Consider the following 24,684-nt stretch of genomic DNA (forward strand, 5'->3'; position numbering starts at 1 on the left):
GAGAGTCGATTCCGCCGACCAGCTGGGAGCCGGCAATTTCGTGCTTGTCTCCAACGGTTCCGGCATGTCCGTGCAGTATCAGGGAACAGGCTACAATACGGAAACGCTTGTCTGGAATTCCACTACCGGTACCTGGAGCAACACTGGAACGGGCTGGTACAAGAGTGGAGATGGAGGCAAGACGGATACTTCCTTCCTGAATAATGACTCCGTTGTTTTCACGGCTGCGGAAGGGGTTAAAACCATTGCATTGACCGGCAACATTATCGCCGGTACCGTAACGTTCCAGGACGGGACGAACTACACCTTGAACATGGGAGCCGGGGATTCCCTTCAGGCGGAAGCCCTTTCCCTCGGCAGCCAGGCGACGCTTACGCTTGGGGACGCCGCCATTACGGGGGGAACCTTCACGCTCGGCAATAATGCGGGCCTCCTCGTTTCCGAAGGGAAGACCGCAGCGATCGCTTCTTCCATCACCTTCGGCACGGGCAATACCTTCACGCTGGGGAACAACGCTTCCCTGACGCTGGGAGACGCCACGCATCTCATGGAGTCCTTCTCCTCCACCGTCATGGGCGGGACGAACTCCTCCCTTTCCGTCTGGCTCGGCAATACGGACGGGAGCGTCACCCTTTCTCCTGGATCCACGCTGAAGGACATCACCGTATATGGCAATTACGCCGCCAATACGGCCAGCCAGCCTGCGGCGGACACGCTCAACGGAGCAACCCTGCATATCGGCAACGGCGCCAATTTCATCATTCGCCCCGGAGCGGGAACGATTCGTCCTTCGGACCGCATCGTCGTTGAAGGCGGCATGTACGTCCTGATGAACCACAATGCCGCGGATACGGTCACGATCGCCTCCGACATCGTAGGAGGAGCGGGCGTCACCCAGAATAGTTCAATCACCTTCCGCCGCAGTGAAAACCTCAACCTGAATATCTCCGGCAACGTTGACTATGCAGGTACCATGCAGCTGGACCAGGCTTCCGGCGGTTACGGTCCCCGTGTAACCTTCCTGAACAATACGGTTAACCTGGGCGGCCTGGCCGTCAATTACTGCATCGGGGGCTTCACCCTCACCAATTCGCAGGCCACCATCGGAACCCTCAGCATGTCGAGCAACTGGGCGAGCAGTTCCATTGAGGTTAACTCCGGTTCCGTCGTCAACGCTACGAACGTGCGGCTCCTCAAGAACGGAACCCTTTCCATCAACACCGGCGCCGAGTTGAATGTCACGGGCACCAACAGCGACCACGGAACCGGCCGCAGCTTCATCGTAGACAACGGCAGCACCCTTACTCTTAACGGGGGGCTTCTTACCGGCTCCGCTGTGCTGAACCTCGGGTACAGCGGAGCGGGGACCTTCCTTGCTTCCAGCGGCACGGCCAATCTGGGCGGCCTGGACTTCTGGGCCAATGGCAACGGCGTATTCCGCGGGAAATTCCAGCTGGGCAATGCAACGGCCGGAACGGCCCGCGTCAACTTTGGCGGCAACATCGTTAACTTTGCCAGCGGCAGTGAAATTACGCTTGGCATGGGAACGCTGGGCGCCACGGCCAACTGGTCCGTGACGTACAATAACGCGTTCACTCCTTCCTATATCACGCTGGCGGCTTCCAACGGAAGTTATGTGGATACCCTGGACGCCGGGGACAAGACAACCGGAAGAACCATTACCTTTAATACCGGCCTGACCGGCAGCGGCAAGCTCACGAAGATCGGCGCCGGCACCCTGGTGCTCAATGGAGCTGCCAAGGTTCCGGTTCCCGCGGAAGGGGAAACCGCCGCCGTTCCCGGTTTCACCGGCACGGTGGAATTGAGGGAAGGCGCGCTGACCGTGAAGGACTCCAGCGTCATCGGGCAGGGGACCCTGCTTATCAACGGCGGCCTGACCGTGGCCGTGACTTCCGCAGACGGTTATTCCCTGGATGCCGGCTCTACGCTGGGAACCATCAATCTTGACGGGGGCACCGCTACCCTGGCGGCTGCTCTGACCCTGAACGGAGGCTCCCTGAGCTTTGGAGCCCTGAGCACGGATACCGCGGCATTAACCGTCAATTCAGTGGCGGGCACCGGCGCTACGGCTCTCCAGATAGGCCTTTCCTCCGTCACCGCCAATACGGAATATGCCCTTCTGCACGGAACGGGCATGACGGATACGTCCATGTTCACGCTCGGCGGCTCCGCGGCTGAACTGTACAAGGCTACATTCACCGTCAGCAATGATACGCTGTACGTCTCCCTGTCCGACAAGGACGGCCTGCTGAGATGGAAGAGCGGCAACTGGAACACGGACAGCGCCAATACCGCCTGGGATCTTGACGGCACTCCCACGGCTTACGCTGATGGACAGACCGTGTACTTCTCCGATGGTGCGGACGTGAACAAGACTGTAACGATCGTCGGGAATGTTGCTCCGGGTAAAATTAATGTTTCCGGCACGGATTTCATTTTTGCTGGTGACGGTTCCATTACCGGGGATACGACGCTGAATCTGCTGGACGGAGCTTCCCTGACCATCAACAATGCCAACTCTTACACCGGAAACACCGTGCTGTATGACGGCAGCAAGCTTGTCGTCGGCAATGCTGGCGCTCTGGGCACCAGCACCGTTCTTCTCCAGGGCAATTCCATTCTGGAACTGACCACGGGTACGTGGAACGGCCTGGGCACGCGCCTTGACGCCAGTTCCACGGGTACGCTGAAGCTGAGCGGCAATGCCTCCGGCACCACGACGGCTGCCCTGGCCGGAATCAAGTATGATGTGGGCGCGGGAACTACCCTGACGCTTTCCGCCGGAACCTACGGAAATACGATTACCGGGGCCGGTACGCTGGTGTCTGCTGTAGGGACGAATGTCCTGAATGGAAACGTCGATATTACAGGAGAATACAGGGTGCTGGCTACAAATGGCACGGCGTGCAGCTGGACGCTGGGTTCCGGTGCTTCCGTAACCGCCGGAAGTTTTATCGGCCGTTATGAGTTCAATGGAACGACGACTCTTAATATTAAGAAGGATGCCGTGATGAATATCACCGGCACCCTGCGGATTTCCCGCGACGGGAAGGGAGTCATGAACATTGAACAAGGCGGCATGGTCCTGGCCCAGACGCTTGATCTGGGGCAGAATTGGGCTGGAGCCGCTGCCAAGGGCGCCACCATTAATCTGAATGGCGGTTCCCTGCTCCTCGGCGCGGGAGGCATGACTGCTTCCGGCAATGCCAATACCATTGTCCTGAACATGAATTCCGGCACGCTGGGGACGACGGCGGCGGAAGGCTGGTCTTCCGCCTATAACATGACTCTCACGGGCAATGTAACGGTTGATACCCGCCAGTATGATGCGGGGACCAGGTCCTACAATGACCAGGCTTCCACCAATATCACTCTTGGCGGCGTTCTTTCCGGCACCGGCGGCCTGACGAAAGTGGGTTCCGGCACGCTGACCCTCTCCGGGCAGAATACCTATACGGGCTTGACGAACGTCCAGGCCGGAACGCTGGCATTCACGAATGCGAACGCCATGACCCTGGGCAGCATCTCCATGGGCGCGGGCGCCAAAATGACCACCGCCTCCGCCCTGACGCTGAACAGCGGCGCCACACTGACCTTTGACATGACGGGCGTGGTGGCAAACGGCCCGATCATCAATATCCAGGCAGGGGCCCTGGCTCTGACGGATGCCACCTGCACGCTGACCATCAACAACTATGGTGAACTGGAAGCATCCGACTACGTCCTGGCCCAGTGGGCTGCGGCGGGAAGCCTGACCACGGATTCCTTCACCTGGACGCCGGACATCACCCGGGAAGGCTTTGAATACTCCATCGTGGTGGAAAACAACCAGCTCGTGCTGAAAGTCGTGGACGTCAGCGGAGACAACGGTTTTGTCTGGAACGGCGGAACGGACCGCAAGTGGATCAACACCAACATCGACGGCTGGACCACCAAGCTGACGGGCGTGGACACGCTGAACGACCAGGAAATCTACTTCTCCGCAGCGGAAGAGGGTGAAGTGAAAGTCTCCGGAACCGTGACGCCCAAGAGCGTCGTCTTCAACAGCGGCACTTATACGCTGGTCAGTGATCCTGACAGCGCGGGCTTTATTGCGGACTCCGTGTCTCCCACCACGCTCACCGTGAACGGAACGGCCGACGTCACCCTGAACCTGGCGAATACCTACACCGGAGGCACGACGCTCAACGGAGGCACTCTCACCATCGGCGCGGACGGCGCGCTGGGTACGGCGGGTGACATCACCTTTAACGGCGGCACGCTGGCTTATGCAGACTCCGCCGCCGGTACGGACGTGACGGGATATGACGTTTCCAGCCGCGTCAAGGTTGGGGACGGAGGAGCCCTTAACGTTTCCGTAATCGGGGCAGGGGACACTGTCTCCTGGGCCGGACTGACGGCTGACGTCATGGGAGCGGGAACCACGCTGACCAAGACGGGGGACGGCACGCTGGCGCTGGGATACTCCGGGAATACCCTGGCCCACCTTACCGTGGAAGAAGGAACGCTTGCCTTCACGGGCGGCGCGACCATCGGTGTGAATCCGAATAATTCCACTATCGTCAGCGTAAGTGAAGGCGCGTCCCTGGCCCTTTCCGGCGGAACCGTCAACCTGCATGCCCAGCTCAACGGCGCGGGTACCATCACCATCGGAACGGCGGATACCGCGGGACAGGTCAACATCTCCAATACCGGGAACACCAACTTCACGGGACGCTTGGAACTGATCGGCAACGGAGAAAATATGAGCTCCAATGCCAACTGGGTGGCCTTCGGCGCAGGAAATACGCTGGGAGGGGGCACTGTCTTCATAGACGGCAAGGGCTTCTTCTTCACCGCGGGCACGACGGCCGCCAACTTTGAGATTGGTGACGCCCACGGCACAATGCAGAACGGTTCCTCCGGCGCCACGTACACCTTCACCGGGAATCTTTCCGGTTCGGGCGCATGGGGCATGGCCACGAACGTGCGGATGACCAATATCCTCACGGGCTCCCTCAAGGACTTCTCGGGAACCCTGTCCACCAATGAAACCTCCGCCAACAACAGCCGCCAGGTCTGGAACTTCGGCAACGGCGGTGCGAGCGTCACAGGCACGGGGAATACCGTCTTTGGAGACGGCGCCATCCTGGCGGGCAACACGGGCTCTACGGACGCCTCCCTGGCCGCGCAGTACAACGTCAATTACAATAACGCGGAACTGGTGCTGAATGCGCTGGTGCAGGGCAACTCCAACCTGACGCATGCGGGGACGGGCACCCTGATCCTGGATCAGGCCAATACCGCTACGGGTGCCCTCGGCATCACGAATGCCGGCGCCGTGGTCCAGCTTGGCACGGCGGACAAGGCCGGCCAGTGGGCCGGTACTGTACTGAACGGAGCGGGAACGCTGAAAATCGTTAACGGATCACTGACCTCCGCCATGACGCGTGGTGAAGGCGCCACCGCGGGCATCGTGGTGGATTCCGCCGTCAGCATCAACCTGGGCGGCACCAATGGCGACATGCTGAAGGGCATCACCCTGGCTGCCGGAGGCAAGCTTACCAACGTCTCCGGAGACATTACGGTGGGCGCGGGAGCTACGGAAACGCTGAACCTCACCCTGGGTGCGGACAACGTCAATCAGGGCGCGGCCGGTACGGCCATCATTGACCAGGGAGACGGCAAGCTCGTCATCAATGATTCCGCCACGGTCAATCTGGATATTGACGCCATTGTAAACACCCTCGTCGCCCACAAGGACGCCGGGGTGGAAAGCTGGCTGACGCTGACGACCGGAACGCTGGAATGCGCCAATCTGGGCGACATCCAGTTCAGCAAGATACTTTCCAACTACGGCATCCGCGTGACGGGCACCGACGGCGGCAGCCTGGTCCTCAGCGGCCAGGTCAGCGGCCTTTACATGGTGGACGGCACCGCCTCCTCTGATCCCGATACGGTCACGAACTACGGCACGCTGGGCATGTACGCCGGCGTGGTGATCGCCCAGGACAAGACGCTTACCGTCCAGTTGGCGGGGGCCCCCGGCGACACCGACGGTGACGGCGCGGTCATCAACAACCTGCTGGGCGCAACGGGAAGCACGCTGAAAGTGGAAAACACCAATGCGGACGGAGGAAACGCCGTGGTCATCCTCAACAACGAACGCCTGGAAACGGGACTGCCCGCGCCGGATGATTATGCCGGGGCGGATTCCATCATGGGCGGCAGCATCGTCGGGGAAAACGGAGTCACCTTCATCAAGCAGAACACGGGCAAGCTCACGGTCAACGGCTCCTTTGTGACGGACACCCTCCGCATGGAAGGCGGCACGCTCACTCTGAATGGTGATGGCAGCAGCTTCAACCATGTGGTGCTGGCAGGCACGGCGGAAGGCGTGGTTCTGGACGTCAACCGTAATACCGTCATGGGAGACCTGACGGACAGCGGCGAAGGCGCAGACCTGAACATCGGCAGCGGAGCCACCCTCACCATTAACGATGCCAGCAGCCTTTCCGCCAGCACCATCCAGGGCAGCGGCACGCTTGCCCTTCATGATACGCTGGCCCTTTCCGGCACGGCAGCCCTCCAGGGAGGCATTCTGCTGGACCTGGTAAAGGATGATGACTCTACAGGCACGCTTGACCTTGGCTCAACCACCGGCAACACCGTTGCCGGAATCAGCGGCCAGGGAACCTTGAAGAGCAATGGCGGCGCTCTGGCCGTCAATACCGGCAATTCGGGCAGCGGCTCCGTCTTCAGCGGCACGCTGGAAGGTCGCGGGCAGCTCAACATCTCCGGCAATGCGGGACAAACCCTTGACAACGTCATCACCGCCGCGGGCAGCAACTGGGCGATCAACAACACGGGCCGCCTCAATATCAAGATGGGCGGCACGGTAGAAGACCCGAGAGCCAATACGGCTCTTACCCTCAGCAGCCTGACGCTGGGCGACGGTTCCAGCACGAACCTCACCTTCAATACGGACTACGCCGGACCCATCATCAGCGTGACCGGGAATATCAGCATCAGCCAGGGAGCGGAAATCACCCTCAGCTCCACCGGCAAGAATGAACTGACGCTGGGCGCGGACGGCAGCTACACGCTCATGCATGCTGATGGAACCATCGACCTGGGTGGAAGCGACAGGCTGGCTATCCTGCTGGATCCCTCCTCCTCCGCCTTCAAGAAATTTGAAAACGATGCGTACCTGGTGATGGAAAACGGCAACCTCGTTCTGGTGGCTACGGCATCCAAGGACAATAAATACGCCCGTCTTGCGGATACGGTCAACTCCAGGGCCGGTGCGGAACTTCTCTGGAACCTGCCCGGCGACCTGGCTGCGGATTCCATCCTCAAGAAGGTGGATGACGCCGTGGGAGCCCTGACGTCTTCCAACCCCTCGGAAGCGAAGCGGGTGATGGCCGCTGTAGCGGGCAGCACGGTCAACGCGCTGGGCACGGCCCAGAAGGACGCCCTGCGCGACCAGATGGGCTGGATCAGGAACCGCACCACCCTCATGGGCGTCAACCCCGCCTACATCAACGAAGACCTCCCCTACTTCCACATGTGGATGGAAGGCACGGGCTCCTACGCCAAGCTGGACACCAAGGGAGATGAAAGCGGCTACCAGCTCACCACCTGGGGCGGCACCGTGGGCATGGACGTGGATCTCAGCGACCACTTCACCATGGGAGCGGCCTTCACGGCCAACTACGGCGACCTGACGGCCAGCGCGGCGGACACGGCGGACGGCCACCTGGACAGCTACTACGCCAACCTCTTCGGCCGCTACCAGAGCAAGCGGTGGGCNGATTTTTTTCATCAGGCCCCAACAGTCCCATCACTGTTGGGGCCTGTTCGTTTTCTTGTCTCCTTGAATCTAGCCTCAGGCTAAGTGGAACATTTAGTACATGTCTTCTGTCGGAGCCGTCGTATGCTGTCCATCGGGAGCATGGAAGCAGAACTGGTCTTTTCCTTTTCCTCCTCCTTCCTGCTTCCATATCCGGCAGTTGACGATTGAAAAGGAAAATTCCGGCAGTTATAGTGGTGTTCCCGCAATTGTTAACTCAAATGACCTATCTGCTGTCCTTCCTGTTCCTGTGCCTTGTTTCGGTATGCTCCGCAAAAGAATTGAAGATTTTTTTGCTGACGGGCCAATCCAATTCCCTGGGAGCCGTGAAGGGCAGTCCCGCTTCTCCGGAGTTGTTGAAGAAGTATGAGCCGGAGAATACGCTCTACTGGCATGAGAACTTCGGCCAGAGGGAAGGGGTATTCCCCGGAGCTTCCACGTCCTGGGAGCAGGTACGGCCCGCCATGCCGCGGTATAACGGCAGTTTGTGCATGGGGCCGGAGTACGGGTTTGCCTTTACGCTGGAAAAGAACGGATGGTTCAGGGATGCGGACGTGGCGGTCGTGAAGGCTTCCAGGGACGGCGGCGACAATTCCCACTGGCAAAAGAACGGCCAGGCTTACAAGGCGCTGGTGCAGGCCGTCAAAAACGCCTGTGCCGCGGTAGACAAGTCCAAGCACTCCAAAGTGGAGTTTGCCGGGCTGCTGTATTTGCAGGGGGAAAGCAATATCGGCGCTTCCGTTCCGGAAAGCGCTTCCCGTTTTCTGGAGCTTCTGGGCAATCTGGCGGCGGACTTGAAACCGTACGGGGATACGTCCGCCCTGGCCGCACAGAGAGCTGTCATTGGCGAGAATGCCAACTGGGCCGGAAAGAATGAAAGCGATCCGGAGACGGGCAATGTTACCGGCGGCCTGGAAGGGCGCGATACCGAAGTTCAGGGAAAAACGACCCACCAGGTGATGAAGGAGCTGGCCGCCTCCCGTCCGTCCCTGGGCTATGCCCCTACCAGGGACCTTCCCAAGCTGACTGCCGGCGACCAGATGGGGGTACATTACAACGGCCAGTCCCAGATCAGCATTGGCGCGCGCTTTGCCTATGAAGCCGCCCGTCTGGCCGGGAAGGATACCGGCTCCGTCCGCAGCGGCCGCTATGAGGCTCCTCTCGGTTCTCCGGATGCCTGGATGAACCGGAAAATGCCGGGGAAAAACGTGGGCGTGTGGAACTTGGCTTCTTCCGTAAAACCCAGCATTGTATCGGGCGTGGTGAAGCTGTTCGGCATCCGTGTGGAGGACCCCGCCGTTAATACCGTGATTATTCAGAGCCAAGGAGGAGGCTCCGGGGACCGTTTGGTGCTTGGGCCGGGAGGCATCCGCCTGGCGGAGGGGAAGAATTTGCAGTTGGAGACAAATGTACAGCTTGCGGGCCGTCAGGCCTGGAATATTCCGGGAGGCTCTACCGTGGAGCTCAAGCCCTCGCCGGTTCAGGACAAAGCCCTCCCCGTCCGCTTGTCCGGACAGGCGGAAGTGCAGGTGGCCCGTGTGGAAGGCGGACCGGAAGCGGCGGGAGTGGCCCGCGTCGTGTTAAAGAGGGTGCAGGCCGCCTCCCTGAAATGTTCCTGGACGTTGTCCGGAAAGGTGGAAATGTCCCTGGAGGAGATGAAGGGACAGGCTTTGAATCCGGGCAGAATACTTGTCAAGGACGGCGCTGTTCTAAATCTGAATGGCGTTAAACTGCCTGCGGGCAGTGTCGTCAACCAGGGCGGTACGGTGAATCCGTAACGGGCGGGCATAAGAGGCCCTGTGCGGCTCTTTCTCCCTGGCAGCTCTTTTCCGTTCGGGAGGCAGGAAAAATGTGTCTTCACACCCGGAGGCTGTGGAAGCCTGCCTACCCCTTATTCACAATTCCGGCATCTCCGTCAACCCGTGCGGAAACGCGGACGGGAGTGTTTTTATCCCCGGTTTATTCACAGGAAGCCTTGGTTGGGAAATGCTGACCATTAAGGCCTCTGTACTATATTTGGCGTACTTTTTCCTTTATGGATGCGTTATGTGGTAGTATGGTCGTGTCATGAGATGCGTTCAGTGCGGTCATTTGGAGGATAAGGTCATTGACTCCCGTATGTCCAAGGACGGGACGACCATCCGTCGCCGCCGCGTGTGCCTGAGATGCGATTACCGCTACACGACCTATGAGCAGATCGAACGCACGGAGCTGCGCGTGGTGAAGAGGGATAACCTGCGGGAAGCCCTGAACCGCGAAAAGATTTTGCGCGGCCTGGTGAAAGCCTGTGAAAAGAGGCCCGTGAGCATGGACCGCCTGGACCGCGCCGTGGAAGAAATCATTTCCGAATTGCACCGCGACCATTTGCGCGAAGTCCCCTCCAGCGAGATCGGCAAAAAAGTGATTGAAAAACTTTACGCCATCGATCCCGTCGCTTACATCCGCTACGTGTCCGTGTACCGCCAGTTTTCCAATGTGGAGGAGTTCATCCAGGAGATCACGCAGATGCGCCACCAGACGCTGATTGATCCCCTCCAGCGCAAGCTTCCCATCCTTTAAGTTCCTTATCTTTTCATGATCGGCTTCAGAAACAACAGACCGCTGCTCAAGCTTGGTGATTGCCTGATCACCGAGTACGGGGAACAGTGGCTGGCGGATGCCCTGGAACATGCCGCCCGGCGCGCCGGAACCACCCTGCCGTTCAAGGATGACCTGCTGGCCTCCGTGCGCTATTATCTGGAGCATGAGTGCGACCTGTCCGTCATGCGGGTGTCTGAGCTGTATGAACGCCTGCGCCGCATGCTCACGGAGGTGGGGCTGGCGCACCTGGCAAAGGAGCTGAAGGAGGAGACGCCGCCCATGACGGTCAGCGTGGCGGAGATTGCCCGCAGCGTGCCGTTCTGGCTGTTTTTCGCCTGTGAGCTGAAAAAGCAGGTGGAGGAATTGCAGGGGCACGGCATTACCAAATACTGCTTTACCGGAAGGAAGGAATGCGTGATGGCGCTCCAGGGCAGGAAGCGGTGGGACCGTTCCTGCCAGACCCTGCTGGAAGACCTTGATTTCCTCCTTTCCCGCTATGAGGAGCAGGAAAGGAACCATTGACGGGAAGGTTTACAGGAACCTGATTTCATGCTGCTTCCGTTCCGGCATGCGCTTGAGCTGTACGGTTGGCGTGCCCAGTACAAGGGCCTGATGGACCGCCTGGCCTTTCGGCAAATCCAGGGCGCGGAGAAGCGGCTTGTACTTGAAAACCCTGCATCCCAGGACCAGGCCGCCCATGTAGCAGCTCCCCAGCCCCCGCGCGGTCAGGGCCAGCATGACATTCTGGGAGAGGACCGTAGCGTCTTCCCTCGCGGTTTGTGACGCCGGGCCGGTCAGCAGGAGCAGGGCCGGAGCTCCGTACAGAACGGGGTCTTCCCCCCGCTCCGCCGCCCGTCTGCGCAGAGGCTGCGTGGCGCTTTCAGAGAGTACGGCCTCGTAATCCTGCGTGGCCATGAAGAGGCGCCCCAGAAAGCGGGTGACCGGGGAACCGGCCATCCTTTCCAGTTTGTCGTACATGCGCAGGAGGGCTTTTCTGACGCTGGAAAGGGTATCCGGGCCTTCCACCGCCGTCAGGCCGATGCTCTGGGCGTTCAGGCCGGACTGGGAGTATTCCGCCGCGCGGCGCAGGACGTTCCACGTTTCTCGGCTGACGGGGTCCGGTTTGAAATGCCGCACGCTCCTGGTTTTCATCAGCAGGTTCAGCACTTCCGCTTCGCCCGGAACGGGGCCTATGAGTTCCGTGCTTTTTACTCCGGAGTGGGTAATGGCCTGCCGCGGGCAGACGGCTACGCAATGGCCGCAGCCGATGCAGTATTGTTCCGCCGCCCCTTCCAGGGAATCAAAGCCGCAAAAGCGGGTGAGGAAGCAGGCTTTTTCACATAAATGGCAGTGGATGCACTTGTCCGGGTCAATGGTCAGTTTCATGTTTGTATGTACTGGAGTTCCCGCCAGCATAGGAAGGCAGGGAGTTTTTGACAAGTAGGCACTATTTTGTAATATAGTGTCAAAAAAGATACTGCAACGATGAAAAAGCCTTCATCCTCCTACCGTTGCCCCTGCGGCGTCACGCTTTCCCTGATCGGCGGGAAGTACAAGATTGTCATCCTCTGGCACCTTTACCAGAAGGCTCCCGTGAGGTTTAACGAGCTGCACCGCCTGATCCCGGAGGCCACCACCAAGATGTTCACCCAGCAGCTCCGGGAACTGGAGGCGGACGGATTAGTGGAACGCAAGGTATATCCCGTCATTCCGCCCAAGGTGGAATATTCCCTGACGGCCTTCGGCAGGAGCGTGCTGCCCGTACTGGAAGCCATGAATGAATGGGGCGCGGCCTACCTGGCCGCACGGGGGGAGTAGCCGCCGTTACAGGTGTTTTGGCGCGGGACCGTTGATGATCTTGCGGGCGCGGGTCAGGGCGGCGTCAATATTCTCGCAAATGTTGTAGCGTTTCAGTTCCCGGTAAAAGGGCGCGTGGCGGATGACATCCAGCGGCTGCGGCTGCACGCCGCAGACCAGCAGGGTGGAGCCGTGCTCCCGGCACTGGTGGCAGAAGTCGGAAAGAACGTTCAGTCCGGTGGCGTCCAGCGCGGGAACCAGGCGCATGCGCAGAATGACTACCTTGGTATCGTGCTCCAGCGTTTCCAGCACCTGGTCCTTGAACTGTTCCACGGCGCCGAAGAAGAAGGGGCCTTTCACGTCAAAAACTTCCACGCCTTCCGGGATGTTGAGTTTGGCGGCGGAACGGTTGCCGTCGTCTTCCTCGTCATTGTCCAGCAGCTCGTTTTTAATGGCGGAAACGTCGCTGATCTGGGCCATGCGGCCCATGAAGAGCAGGGCGGCAAGCACCACGCCCACCTCCACGGCTACGACAAGGTCCACAAAGACGGTCAGCAGGAAGGTGATCACCAGCACCGCCGCATCCTGCCGCGGCCCTTTCAGCAGGCGGCTGAACGTGTGCATTTCACTCATGTTGTAGCACACCACTGTCAGGATGCCCGCCAGCACGGCCAGGGGAATCTGCTGCGCGTACTGGGCAAAGGCCATCAGGATGGCAAGGAGGGTCACCGCGTGAATCATGCCGGAAACCGGGCTTTTGGCCCCCGCCTTGATGTTGGTGGCGGTGCGGGCGATGGCCCCGGTGGCCGGAATGCCGCCGAACAGGGCGGACCCGATGTTGCCGATGCCCTGGGCGATCAGCTCCATGTTGGGCTTGTGGCGGCCTCCGGTCATGCCGTCCGCTACGGAGGCGCTCAGCAGGGATTCAATCGCCGCCAGCAGGGCGATGGTGAAGGCCGGAGCCGTCAGCGCCCCCAGGTTGTGCCATTCAATGTGGGGCAGTGAAGGGAGGGGAAGCGTGTTCGGAAGGCTGCCGAAGGCCTGCCCGATGGTGGTCACGGGCAGGGAGAAGGCTACGGAAACGGCGGTCATGCCCAGCATGCCCACCAGCATGGCCGGCACCCTGGGCCAGAAGCGGCGGCTTAGCAGGGTGATGGCGACGGTGCCGACGGTCAGCGCCAGCGCCGCCCAGTTGATGGTGTGGAAGTAGTTGAAGTAGCAAGCCCATTTTTCAATGAAGTCGCCGGGAATTTTTTCCGTGATGGTGAGGCCGAAGATGTCCTTGATCTGCGTGGAGAAAATCACCACGGCAATGCCGGAGGTGAAGCCCGTGGTGACGGGGAACGGGATGAAGCGGATGAGCGCCCCCATGCGGCAGAAGCCCAGGATAATGAGAAAGAGGCCCGCCATCAGCGTGCAGACCAGCAGTCCGGACGCGTGGTACTGTTCCAGCACGCCCATGATGATGATGACGAAGGCGCCGGTGGGGCCGCCTATCTGGTACTTGCTTCCGCTGAACAGGGAAATGAGGAAGCCGGCCACGATGGCGGTGACGAGGCCCTGGGTGGGAGAGAGTCCGCATGCAATCGCAAAGGCCATCGCCAGCGGGATGGCTACCACGCCTACGGTGAGCCCTGCGAAGAGGTCCGCCAGAAAAGTTTGCTTGGTATAGGTCTTGAGAGAGGAAAGGAGAGCAGGTCTGAACATGGCTGCCGGGATGTTGGCCGGCTGTGGTGGAATGCCGCCGCCGGTGGGGGGTAAAACGTCCCCTTCCTGCACCCGGAGGCGCGCCGCGGAGACGGACGGCAGGTTCCCCGTTCCGTCCGCTCCCCGCAGGCAGTGTTATTTGGAAAGAATGTCTTCCCAGTAGGCGATGCGGCGGCGGGTATTCTCGGAATTGGGAGCCCCCGGGTTGGTACGCTGGGCGAAGGCTTTTGTCAATTCAAATACGTCGCGCGCGTCGGTTCCGTACGCGTCTGAAATGGAGGCGAACTGTTCATCGCTCAACTGGTTGAGGGGCGTACCCGTGGAAATGCTCATGGCGACGGCTTTTCCGACCAGTTCGTGAGCCTTCCGGAAGGGAACGCCGCGGCGCACCAGGTAATCCGCCAGGTCCGTAGCCAGCAGCATGGGATCGGAAGCCGCTTCCAGGGCCCGGGCCGTGTTGACCGTCATGGCGGCCATCATCTCCGCGTTGACGTCCAGGGCCAGCTTGATCGTGTCAATGGAATCGAACAGGGGTTCCTTGTCTTCCTGGAGATCGCGGTTGTAGGTCAGGGGCAGCCCCTTGACGGCCACCATCACGGCAGTAAGGTTGCCGTACAGGCGTCCCGTCTTGCCGCGGGTAAGTTCGGCGACGTCCGGATTTTTCTTCTGGGGCATCAGGGAGGAGCCCGTGGTATGGGCGTCCGACAGGGTGGCGAAGCCGAATTCCGCCGTGCACCACAGGATGACGTCCTCGCTCATGCGGGAGAGGTGGGCGCCGATCACGGCCAGGTCAAAGAGGGTTTCCATGATGTAATCCCGGTCGGCAATGGCATCCATGGAATTCTCCGTCACGGCGTCAAAGCCCAGTTCTGAGGCAATTCCGCGGCGGTCCAGGCAGATGGTGGAGCCGGCGATGGCTCCGGAACCCAGCGGGGAAACGTTCAGGCGCCTGCGGCAGTCCGTGAGGCGGTCCGCGTCCCGGTTCAGCATTTCCACGTAAGCCAGCAAATGGTGGCCCATCGTGACGGGCTGGGCGCGCTGCAGGTGGGTATAGCCCGGCATCATGGCGTCCGCATACTCCTTCGCCTTCATGACCAGCGCGCGCTGCAAATGGCGCACTTTTTCCAGGATTTCATCAATCTCCGCCCGGCAGTAAAGCCGTGTGTCCGTAGCCACCTGGTCGTTGCGGGAGCGTGCGGTATGCAGCTTGGCACCCGGCGCGCCGATGCGGCGGGTCAGCTCGCTTTCAATGTTCATGTGCACGTCTTCCAGCTCACGGCTCCAGGTGAAGTTCCCGGCTTCAATGTCCTTCAGGATGTCCTGAAGCCCGGCTTCAATGGCGTTGAACTCCTCCTGCGTGAGCAGGCCTGCCTTGAGCTGTGCCCGCGCATGGGCGATGGATCCGGCAATGTCCTGGCGGAAGAGCCTCCAGTCGTAGGAGACGGATTCGCCGTAGCGTTGAACCAGATCAGCGGTGGGTTTAGAAAATCTGCCTTTCCACATGACCCACATGTTGTGCCCCAGGAGCTTCCGTTTTAAAAGCCTGAAATGGGTAATGGAGGCAGATTCCGCGGAACGGGAGAAAATCCGTGTGCCTGGAAAACCGGAATGAGGCCGGAAGAAAAAGGGAAACGGCGCATGGCTGCCTTTTGCCTGTGGCAAGAGGGCCGCATATGTTACCATAGCTCCGTGTGCATGGATGATGAAAAGCCCCTGAAACGGGCGGATTTGCGGAAACGCGCTGAGGAGAAGGCGGCGGAACTGGCTGCGGAGGGGATGGAGCTGCATCCCGTGACGGCTTCCGGGCGAAATCTGGCGAAAAAGTTCTGGGGAAAGGAATGGATGAAAAGCTTGGCCGCGTGCGAGGTGTACGGCATGCGGCTGGCCCCCGGGCGCGCCTACTTGCGCTATGGCTGCGTTCTGGATGTGAAAGCGGCCCCTGGCCGCATTGACGCGCTGGTGATGGGGGAGCATTTGTATGAGGTCTGCGTGCATGCCGCCCCTCCTGATGAAGAGGCGCTTGCCCGGCTGCGTGCGCGGTGCGCCGGGCATATCGGTTCCTGGATTGACTTGCTGAAGGGGAACCTTTCCCCGGAGCTGTTGGAAATCCTGTGCGATCCGGAGGGCGGCCTGTTCCCCGCGCCGGAAGAGTGGCGTTTTTCCTGTTCCTGCCCGGATTGGGCGGATTTGTGCAAGCATGCGTCCGCGGTCCTGTATGCCTTCGGCGTGATGCTGGACGAACAGCCGGAACTGCTGTTCACCCTGCGCGGAATGGACGCCTCCGCCCTGATTCCGAAGGCTCCGGAAGCCGTTCCCGGCGGAGAAGACGCGCTGGACAAGGATGCCGGGTCCCTGTCGGACATGTTCGGCATCAGGCTGGATTGATTCCCGCCGCCGTGACGTTATGGCCTTGTTCCGGTCTTGAACAGCCAGGCGGGGAGGGGATGGCCGTCCTTTTTGACGAATTGGCGGCAGACGGGGTCTTTCCGGCGGTCAAGCATGCCGCCGTGCGCCGTCAGCTGATGCTCCTGCATAGTGCTTGCCCGGGTGGAGAACGTACCCGCTTTTTCCATCATGCATTGCAGGGACGGAAGGGCCGTGCAGGCCAGGTAAAGAATCAGGAGTGTCCGGTATTTCGTGCCCCCCTGGCGGAAGGCATGGAGAAAGAGCAGGGAGAGGAAGGGATAGAGGACCGCCGGGGCTTTAAAGAGAAGTTCATTATTCATGATGCCCGTGCGGAAAAAGAGGCTGCCTGCCATCATCCCCAGCGTGATGTAATACAGCGGATTCCTCCGGCATGCTTGAAAGAGCAGCGCACCCGGCAGCAGAACGCCCAGGGCCAGAGCCAGCAGGAAGCTGGCGTATTTGACGGAGCCGGGATAGAGCAGCAGCCGCTGCTGGCCGTAGTGGTAGATTTCCGCATACTTCCCGGCAAAAAGGCAGGAAAACTGCCCCCCACCGTCCAGATGGGCATAAAAGACGGCCATGACCGCCGCGCACAGGAAGGCAACCCAGAAAGCCGGCTGGAGCAGGAGGGACCGGAGCCGGGAAAACGGTTCCTGCTCCGTTGGGCGGCGGAACAGGGTTTCATACACTATGTACGGAAGGAGCAGAAGAGCGCCCAGCGGGGAGGACGGCAGCAGCAATGCCCCCATGAAATAATATCCCGCGGCAGGCAGGGAGCGGGTCAGAATAAGCACGGCGCACAACAGCGCCGGAACGGCATGGTTGAACGTGTTGAAGAGTTGAGCGGGCATGCCGATGAACAGCACCATCTGGGCATTGTATTCCGCGAACAGGGAGGGGAGGGGCATTCCCAGGCAGTCCAGCGCCGCTGCCGGAGATCCCAGGCAGAAGAGAACCAGCGCCCACCAGGCCGTTTGACGGACGCCCCAGCGGGAGGCAGCCACCAGCAACGCCAGTTCCAGCCCCAGGAAGGTCCACAGGGCCAGCAGCCAGGGAGCCCATGCATCCGGACAGCAGGAGGCGGCCAGCGCGGGAGGCAGCCAATGGCCCAGATAGTAGATGAAGTGGCGCCCGTCCGCCATGACGAGGGGCCAGGAGCCTGCCGCGAGCTGTTCGTAAACGGCGTTGCGGACCGCAAAGTCCGCGTGCTGCTGGCAATGGCCCGTGAAGCCGCACAGCAGCACCAGCAGCAGGCAGAAGGCGGACAGAAAGCCCAGCACGGCCAGTCCGCGGACTTTCAGAGGAAGCCGCTGTTCCGGAAGATTCCGGGTGCAGGCGTACAATCCATACGCCAGTGCGGCGCAAAGCGGAACGGAGAAGGCGGGATGCAGCCATCCCCACAGGAAGAGGCCCAGAGGAAGCGCCAGGTACGCCAGTGCCGCGCACAGCAGGGGGCGTGTGGGCAGGGAAAGGCTGGGAGACATGGCGCGGAACGGAGATGGGGCTTTTTGGCAATGCGGAATCCGAAAGCCCAGCATTGCATATTTTGTCCCAAAGAAAAGGATGCAATTACCCCGGAGAATGAAAAATCCCCGCGCCGCCTCACGACGACCGGGGATTTGGTTGCTTTATACCAGTTCCGGCAAAAGGGGTCAGAACAGGCCGAATCCGTTGCCGTAGCGGGCGGATTCCCCCAGTTCCTCCTCAATCCGGAGAAGGCGGTTGTATTTGGCCATGCGGTCGGAACGGCTCAGGGAGCCGGTCTTGATCTGGCCGGCGTTGGTCCCCACGGCGATGTCCGCGATGGTGGCGTCTTCCGTTTCCCCGGAGCGGTGGGAAATAACGGCGGTGTAGCGGTTGCCCATGGCCAGCTCCACGGCATCCAGCGTCTCCGTCAGGGAGCCGATCTGGTTTACCTTCACCAGAATGGAGTTGCCCACGCCCAGATGAATGCCTTTTCTGAGGAATTCAACGTTGGTGACGAAGAGGTCGTCCCCGACGAGCTGGGTGCTTTTGCCCAGTTTTTCCGTCAGGATTTTCCAGCCGTCCCAGTCGTTTTCCGCACAGCCATCCTCAATGGAGACGATGGGGTATTTCTTCTTCAGTTCCACGTAGTAATCCGTCAGTTCCGCGGCGGTTCTGCGGCTGCCGTCGGACTTCTTGAAAACGTACAGTCCGGATTCCGGATCGTAGAATTCGGAGGAAGCCACGTCCAGGGCAATGGAAATGTCTTCCCCGAACCGGTAGCCGGCCTTGTCCACGGCCTGGGCGATGCAGTCCAGCGCGTCTTCCGCGGAGTTCAGCCTGGGGGCGAAGCCGCCTTCATCACCCACGGCGGTGGAAAGGCCGCGGCTGTGCAGGACGGATTTCAGGGCATGAAAGACTTCCGCGCCATAGCGCAGGGCTTCCCGGAAAGTGGGCGCGCCGGACGGAACGATCATGAATTCCTGGAAGTCGATGGGCGCGTCGGAGTGGGCGCCGCCGTTGATGATGTTCATCATGGGGACGGGCAGAACCTTGGCGTTCGGGCCTCCCAGGTAGCGGTACAGGGGCTGTTGCAGCTGAGCCGCCGCCGCCTTGGCAAGCGCCAGGGAAACGCCCAGAATGGCGTTGGCTCCCAGTTTGGCCTTGTTGAAGGTGCCGTCCAGGGAGCTCATGAGGGCGTCCGCCGTGGTTTGTTCCGTCGCTTCCAGGCCGATCAGGGCCGGGGCGATGACGTTGCGGATATTGTCCACGGCTTTGGTGACGCCTTTGCCCTGGTACCGGGCCGTATCGCCGTCCCTGAGTTCCCAGGCTTCATGTTCCCCGGTGGAAGCTCCGCTGGGGACGCCCGCTGTGCCTGTGGCTCCGCCTTCCAGATAAACGTCCGCCTCAATGGTGGGGTTGCCGCGTGAATCCAGAATTTCACGCCCTGTTATTTTTGCGATGCGCATTTCTTTCATAAAAGCCGGATGGGTTCTGCCTTGAAAAGCAGATATTGGAATTAGTTTAAACTAATTTACGGGCCTTATGTATCCCGTATCCGGCGCGCATGCAAGCTTTTTCTCCATCACAGGCAACCCGGTTGATCCGGGAATCAAGCTCAGCCGCGGTAATGTTCTTTCAGCCAGGCTATTTCCTCGCCGTGCCCGGCGTCGTCCCGGGGCGTTTCCAGGAAAAAGGGCACTTCCCGGAGGGAAGGATGGTTGATGATGTTGATGAAGGCCTGTTCTCCCAGGCTCCCCTTGCCGATGGTTTCATGGCGGTCCTTGAAGGAGGAGAAAGGCGTCATGCTGTCGTTCAGGTGGATGGCGTGCAGGCGTTCCAGGCCCAGCACGGAGTCGAACTGTTCCAGCACGGCGTCCAGGTTGTTGACGATGTCGTACCCGGCGGAATAAACGTGGCAGGTGTCCAGGCAGACGCCCAGCTTTTCTTTCAGGTCCACGCGCTCAATGATGGCGGCCAGTTCTTCAAAGGTCTTGCCGAGCTCGCTTCCCTTGCCGGACATGGTTTCCAGCAGAACGGTGGTTTTTTGGTCCGGAGCAAGCACGCCGTTCAGTTGGTCTGCCACCAGTTCAATGCCTTTTTCCACTCCCTGTCCCACGTGGCTGCCGGGATGGAAGTTGTAAAGGTTGCCCGGCAGATACTCCATGAGCTCCAGGTCTTCCCTCAGCACCTGGGCCGCAAAGCGGGTGACTTTGGGGTCAGCGGAGCAGGGGTTCAGCGTATAAGGGGCGTGCGCCAGCAGCGTGCCGAAGCCGTTGTCTTCCGCCAGCTTCAGAAAACGGGCAATGTCCGGTTCGTCAATGGCCTTGGCCTTGCTTCCGCGCGGGTTGCGGGAAAAGAACTGGAAGGTGTTGGCGCCGATGGAAAGGGCAACCCTGCCCATGGCTTCGTAACCTTTTGCGGAGGAGAGGTGGCATCCGATGTACAGCATGGCGGTAAAGGTGTGTAAACGAGCATATCGGAAGGGAATTGCCGTGTCCAGCATGGGGGATGATTTCAAGCGGCTGCCTCTGTGCGTTGTGCCTGCGTGGTGTGTCATGGCCGTGGCGGGAAAACAGATTGACATTTTTACGATTTTAAAAATAATAAATCCATTGCTTATGTCCGATTGTTCCTGCACCTCTTCATTCCGTCCGGTTCACTCCGTCAAGGAGCTGGAACCTCTTGCCGGTGTTTTCAAGGCGCTGGGGCATCCCGTGCGCCTCATGATTGTGGAGATGCTTCTGGATGGAGAACGCTGCGTCTGCGAACTGCAGAAGGATTCCGGACGTGACATGTCTACCGTTTCCAGCCATTTGAACGTGTTGAAGAACAGCCGGATCGTGTCCTGTGAGCAGCGGGGGAAAAATGTGTATTATTCCCTGTGCTGCCCCTGCCTCAGCAGCGTGCTGTCGTGTTTGCAGGAAAGCCCGGCGTTAAAGGGATAACGGTATTGGTATTCAGTTTGTTCAGTATTTTTTATTCATACATTTTGATATTCTTAAAAATATAAATCAATAATTACATGAAGAAGATAGTAATTTACGGACCGGGGTGCGCCAAATGTACGGCATTGGCGCAGGTGACGGAGCAGGTCATGCGGGAACTCTGTCTGGAACCGCTTCCGGAAAAGGTGACGGATGCCGCGCAACTTGCCGCCGCCGGAGTGCTGGAAACCCCGGCTCTTGAGGTGGACGGTAGGATTCTTGTTTCCGGCACGGTACCTTCCCGGGATGAAATCAGGAGGATGCTCCAAAAAGCGCTTCAAGCGGATTCTCCGGAGAAGGGTTGCTGTAGCGGAAGGCCGGAGGATTCAAGGGCAGTAAAGGGGAATGTTCCCCATACGGAGGCAGGTTCCTGCGGGTGCGGAGGAGGGGGCTGCTGCGGCAGCGCTTCCTCCAGGCGAAAGGGCGGATGGAAAAGGGCTGCCGTCTGGGCTGCGGCGCTGCTCATTCTGCTGGCGGTGGTTAAGATGATGAATCACCGGGAACGTTCCGGGGGCGGGGAACCTCCCCGCCCGGCTGTTTCCGCAGAGAGGCAGGAGAATTCTTCCCGGTTATGATTCAGGATTTTGCCGACTGGCTGGTTTACGGGGTGTTGGAGTTCGCTCCCCATACCCGTATGGGGGAGGCGGTCAACTTCTTCGTGTACGACACGGTGAAGATCCTCTTCCTGCTGTACGCGATCAGTCTTTTCATGGGCGTGGTGAACGCCTATTTCCCGGTGGAACGCATCCGCGTGTTTTTGACGACAAAGAAGCTCTACGGGTTTCAGTATTTTTTCGCCGCCCTGTTCGGGGCGGTCACGCCGTTTTGTTCATGTTCCTCCATTCCCCTGTTCATCGGCTTTGTGAAAGGAGGGATTCCGCTGGGCGTGACGTTTGCCTTCCTGATCACATCGCCTCTGGTGAATGAGGTTGCCATCGCCCTGTTCCTGGGGGCGTTCGGGTTCAAGATCACGGTGATTTATGCGGTCTCCGGCATTTTGCTGGGGATGATGGGAGGGGCTGTGCTGCAGAGGTTCAGGCTGGAACGCTATCTGTCCCCCTGGATACGGGGGCTGCTTGTCCAGTCCGGGGAGGAAAGCGGAGCGTGGGAGCGGAAGGGGACGCCGTTCCGGAAGAGATGGGCCGTCATCATGCATGATGCGTGGGAAATCGTAAAGGGAGTGGCCCTGTATGTGGTGATCGGCATCGCCATGGGAGCGGCGGTGCACGGCTATGTGCCGGAGGGATTTTTTGAAGCGTCCATGAGCCGGGAGCATTGGTGGGCGGTGCCGGTTGCGGTAATTTGCGCGGTTCCGATGTACGCGAATGCGGCGGCGATAGTTCCGGTGATCCAGGTGTTTGTGGCGAAAGGCGTTCCGATCGGCACGGCGATAGCGTTCATGATGGCGACGGTAGGGCTTTCCGTGCCGGAGGCGGCCCTTCTGAAGAAGGTGATGACCTGGAAGCTGATCTGGATTTTCTTCGGAACAGTGACGGCGTTTATCATTCTGTCCGGATACGTGTTCAATATATTGATTGCTCCATAATCCCTGATGGGCGGAAAAGGAAAAAAGCGCAGGCGCCCCGTTTCTCCCGCGATTGCGGGAAACAGGCCATCTTCAGCGGGCGGTACGGCTTTAACTCGTAGAGTTGTCTGAAAGAACGGGATGCCCGGAGCGTACATAGTTCCGAACGTTAGTTATACATTTGATGAGAAGATTGAATCAGTTGACCCCTGTCCTTATGGGAACCTGCATGCTGGCCGCCGGGTTGGCGGAAGCGGGAGTGAAGAATGGGGTTTCCCCGTTGAAGCCTGTTCCTTCTCCGGCTCAACTGGCATGGCACGATATGGAGATGTATGCCTTCATTCATTTCACCATCAATACCTTTACCGGGAAGGAATGGGGTTATGGCGACGAAAAGCCGGAGCTGTTCAATCCTTCCGATTTCAATGCGGACGAAATTGTAAAGACGCTGGCGGACGCCGGGTTCAAGGGAGTGGTGCTGACCTGCAAGCACCATGACGGCTTCTGCCTGTGGCCCACGAAGACCACCCGGCACAGCGTGGCGGCCTCCCCGTGGAAGCAGGGGAAGGGCGATGTGGTGAAGGAAATTTCCCGAGCGTGCAAAAAGTACGGCGTCAGGTTCGGCATTTACCTGTCTCCGTGGGACCGCAACGCTTCCTCCTACGGCACCCCGGAATATATCAAAATGTACCGTGAGCAGTTGAAGGAATTGTCCATGGGATACGGCCCCGTTTTCCTGGCGTGGTTTGACGGAGCGAACGGAGGGGACGGCTATTACGGTGGAGCGCGGGAGAAGCGCTCCATTGACCGGAGCACGTATTACGACTGGAAGACGACGTGGGGGGAACTGAAGAAACGGCAGCCCGGAGCGGTGATTTTTTCCGACGTGGGGCCGGGCGCCCGCTGGGTGGGGAACGAAAGCGGTTATGCGGGCTATCCCTGCTGGGCCACGTACACCCCCGTTCCGCTGCAAGCCGGGACGGAACCCGCGCCCGGCACCGTGCGCTACCAGTTGGGCACGGAAGGCACCGTGGACGGCAAGTACTGGATTCCCGCGGAAGTGGATGTTTCCATCCGTCCCGGCTGGTTCTGGCATGAGCATGAGAATTCCCGCGTCCGGACACCGGAGAATCTGCTGAAGCTGTACTTTGACAGCGTGGGCAGAGGGGCCAACCTGAATCTGAACGTGCCGCCGGACCGCCGCGGCCGCATTCATGAAGAGGATAAAAAGTCCCTGGCGGGTTTCCGTGCGCTGCTGAATGAACTGTATTCCCGCAACTTCGCTTCCGGGGCACGGGCGGATTCCTCCTCCTCATGGAAGGGGCACGGCCCGGAACAGGTTCTGGACCGGAAGCGGGCGACGTACTGGGCGGCCGCTCCGGAAGATAAAAATCCCTGCCTGGCGTTGAAATTGCCGGAACCTGCGGCGTTTGACGTCATCCGGCTGGCGGAACCCGTCCAACTGGGGCAGAGGGTGCGCAAGTTCCGCGTGGAGGTGCGTGAAAACGGCCGCTGGAGCAAATGGACGGAAGGTTCCAGCATAGGAGCCAGGGTTCTTTTGAAGGGCAGGCCCGTGACGGCGGATGAAGTGCGCGTGGTGCTGGAAGAGTCCCGGGCCGTTCCGGCCTTGTGCGAGGTTTCCCTGTGGAAGTACCCTGTTATCCTGAATGCTCCGGCAGTGAATTACGACCGCGATGGCCGGGTGACCCTGGCATCCGCGGAGGGCGTGGTGACCAGGTACACCACGGACGGAACGGACCCCGGCCCGCAGTCCGCCGTGTACAGGGAGCCTTTCCTTCTCCCTGCCGGGGGGACGGTGAAGGCGGTAAGCGAATACCGCGGCAGAAGGTCTTCCGTAACCGCGCAGATCATCCCCGTCCCCACGCGGGACTGGAAGGTGGCGGCCGGGGAAAGAAGCGCCGCCGCTCCGGAGCTGGCCATTGACGGCGACCCCTCCACCCTCTGGCATACGCATGCCGCCCAGGGGGAAATAGCTCCTCCGCAGGCGCTGGAAATCGACATGGGGCGTCCGGTCAACGTTGCCGCCGTCATCTACACGCCCCGCAAGGATTCCGCAAAGGGGACGGTTGACCGCTACGCCGTCTACCTGAGTGCGGACGGAAACGATTGGGGAGCTCCCGCCGCGGAGGGGGAGTTTTCCAATATCCGCGCTAATCCCGTTCCGCAGCGGATTGACCTGGAGACGCCCGTGAAAGCCCGTTACCTGCGTTTTGTAGGCAAGCGGGTAGTGGAAGGCAGCCATGTTGCCGTTGCCGAGTTGGGAGTATTGGAAAAATAAGCGGTTTCCTTTTTTTATCATCGCAGTCCTCCGGCGTTTTCTTGACGGATGGAGGGAAGCGGGGCAA

General features: G+C 60.0%; 16 protein-coding genes. 10 read left to right on the top strand and 6 right to left on the bottom strand.

Annotation, left to right across the window (positions count from 1 at the left end):
* Window positions 1-3,304: 3,304 nt before the first annotated feature.
* The 4 genes from CXU21_RS12670 (at window position 3,305) to CXU21_RS08060 (ending at window position 10,954) form a co-directional block, all read left to right on the top strand.
* Window positions 3,305-7,897 carry a beta strand repeat-containing protein gene (locus tag CXU21_RS12670; RefSeq protein WP_428992370.1) on the top strand — a complete coding sequence of 1,531 codons (4,593 nt, stop codon included), beginning with the start codon at window positions 3,305-3,307 and terminating at the stop codon, window positions 7,895-7,897.
* A gap of 176 nt (window positions 7,898-8,073) precedes the next feature.
* The gene (locus CXU21_RS08050; RefSeq protein ID WP_102725668.1) at window positions 8,074-9,630 is read left to right on the top strand and encodes a sialate O-acetylesterase; all 1,557 of its coding nucleotides are present in this window, start codon (window positions 8,074-8,076) and stop codon (window positions 9,628-9,630) included.
* A gap of 289 nt (window positions 9,631-9,919) precedes the next feature.
* Window positions 9,920-10,411 carry a transcriptional regulator NrdR gene (gene nrdR, locus CXU21_RS08055; RefSeq protein ID WP_012419886.1) on the top strand — a complete coding sequence of 164 codons (492 nt, stop codon included), beginning with the start codon at window positions 9,920-9,922 and terminating at the stop codon, window positions 10,409-10,411.
* A gap of 15 nt (window positions 10,412-10,426) precedes the next feature.
* Entirely contained in the window at window positions 10,427-10,954 is a 528-nt protein-coding gene (locus CXU21_RS08060; protein WP_102725669.1) for a hypothetical protein, read from the top strand.
* Between the two features lie 9 nt (window positions 10,955-10,963).
* Here CXU21_RS08060 and CXU21_RS08065 read toward each other — a convergent pair whose 3' ends face one another.
* Window positions 10,964-11,818 carry a nitroreductase family protein gene (locus tag CXU21_RS08065; RefSeq protein ID WP_180972722.1) on the bottom strand — a complete coding sequence of 285 codons (855 nt, stop codon included), beginning with the start codon at window positions 11,816-11,818 and terminating at the stop codon, window positions 10,964-10,966.
* 99 nt (window positions 11,819-11,917) lie between these two features.
* Here CXU21_RS08065 and CXU21_RS08070 point away from each other — a divergent pair, with 99 nt between their 5' ends.
* Window positions 11,918-12,250, top strand: a complete 333-nt coding sequence (locus tag CXU21_RS08070; RefSeq protein ID WP_102725671.1) for a winged helix-turn-helix transcriptional regulator — start codon at window positions 11,918-11,920, stop codon at window positions 12,248-12,250.
* 6 nt (window positions 12,251-12,256) lie between these two features.
* Here CXU21_RS08070 and CXU21_RS08075 read toward each other — a convergent pair whose 3' ends face one another.
* Window positions 12,257-13,936 (bottom strand): SulP family inorganic anion transporter, encoded by a 1,680-nt coding sequence (locus CXU21_RS08075; protein ID WP_102725910.1) that lies wholly within the window; start codon window positions 13,934-13,936, stop codon window positions 12,257-12,259.
* Window positions 13,937-14,071: 135 nt separating this feature from the next.
* The gene (gene argH / locus CXU21_RS08080) at window positions 14,072-15,439 is read right to left on the bottom strand and encodes an argininosuccinate lyase (protein ID WP_180972723.1); all 1,368 of its coding nucleotides are present in this window, start codon (window positions 15,437-15,439) and stop codon (window positions 14,072-14,074) included.
* A gap of 192 nt (window positions 15,440-15,631) precedes the next feature.
* Here argH and CXU21_RS08085 point away from each other — a divergent pair, with 192 nt between their 5' ends.
* The gene (locus tag CXU21_RS08085) at window positions 15,632-16,321 is read left to right on the top strand and encodes an SWIM zinc finger family protein (RefSeq protein ID WP_180972724.1); all 690 of its coding nucleotides are present in this window, start codon (window positions 15,632-15,634) and stop codon (window positions 16,319-16,321) included.
* A 17-nt stretch (window positions 16,322-16,338) separates the two neighbouring features.
* Here the strand turns inward: CXU21_RS08085 and CXU21_RS08090 are convergent, their stop codons facing one another.
* The 3 genes from CXU21_RS08090 to CXU21_RS08100 all read right to left on the bottom strand — a co-directional run bounded on the left by CXU21_RS08090 (window position 16,339) and on the right by CXU21_RS08100 (window position 20,258).
* Window positions 16,339-17,826 (bottom strand): hypothetical protein, encoded by a 1,488-nt coding sequence (locus CXU21_RS08090; RefSeq protein ID WP_102725674.1) that lies wholly within the window; start codon window positions 17,824-17,826, stop codon window positions 16,339-16,341.
* A 168-nt stretch (window positions 17,827-17,994) separates the two neighbouring features.
* Window positions 17,995-19,284, bottom strand: coding sequence for a phosphopyruvate hydratase (eno, locus tag CXU21_RS08095; protein WP_180971640.1), 1,290 nt, complete (start codon window positions 19,282-19,284; stop codon window positions 17,995-17,997).
* Between the two features lie 140 nt (window positions 19,285-19,424).
* Window positions 19,425-20,258, bottom strand: coding sequence for a deoxyribonuclease IV (locus CXU21_RS08100; RefSeq protein ID WP_102725911.1), 834 nt, complete (start codon window positions 20,256-20,258; stop codon window positions 19,425-19,427).
* Between the two features lie 169 nt (window positions 20,259-20,427).
* Between CXU21_RS08100 and CXU21_RS08105 the strand changes: the two genes are divergently transcribed.
* The 4 genes from CXU21_RS08105 to CXU21_RS08120 all read left to right on the top strand — a co-directional run bounded on the left by CXU21_RS08105 (window position 20,428) and on the right by CXU21_RS08120 (window position 24,617).
* Complete coding sequence (locus CXU21_RS08105) at window positions 20,428-20,754, top strand: ArsR/SmtB family transcription factor (RefSeq protein ID WP_102714813.1); 327 nt, start codon at window positions 20,428-20,430, stop codon at window positions 20,752-20,754.
* A gap of 77 nt (window positions 20,755-20,831) precedes the next feature.
* On the top strand, window positions 20,832-21,368 hold the full coding sequence (locus tag CXU21_RS08110; protein WP_102725675.1) for an MTH895/ArsE family thioredoxin-like protein: 537 nt from the start codon (window positions 20,832-20,834) through the stop codon (window positions 21,366-21,368).
* Window positions 21,365-22,339 carry a permease gene (locus tag CXU21_RS08115; protein ID WP_102725676.1) on the top strand — a complete coding sequence of 325 codons (975 nt, stop codon included), beginning with the start codon at window positions 21,365-21,367 and terminating at the stop codon, window positions 22,337-22,339. Before CXU21_RS08110 ends, CXU21_RS08115 begins: the two co-directional genes overlap by 4 nt.
* Before the next feature lie 163 nt (window positions 22,340-22,502).
* On the top strand, window positions 22,503-24,617 hold the full coding sequence (locus CXU21_RS08120; RefSeq protein ID WP_102725677.1) for an alpha-L-fucosidase: 2,115 nt from the start codon (window positions 22,503-22,505) through the stop codon (window positions 24,615-24,617).
* The last annotated feature ends 67 nt before the right edge of the window (window positions 24,618-24,684 follow it).

The sequence above is a fragment of the Akkermansia muciniphila genome, from assembly GCF_002884975.1.
Taxonomy (GTDB): domain Bacteria; phylum Verrucomicrobiota; class Verrucomicrobiia; order Verrucomicrobiales; family Akkermansiaceae; genus Akkermansia; species Akkermansia muciniphila_C.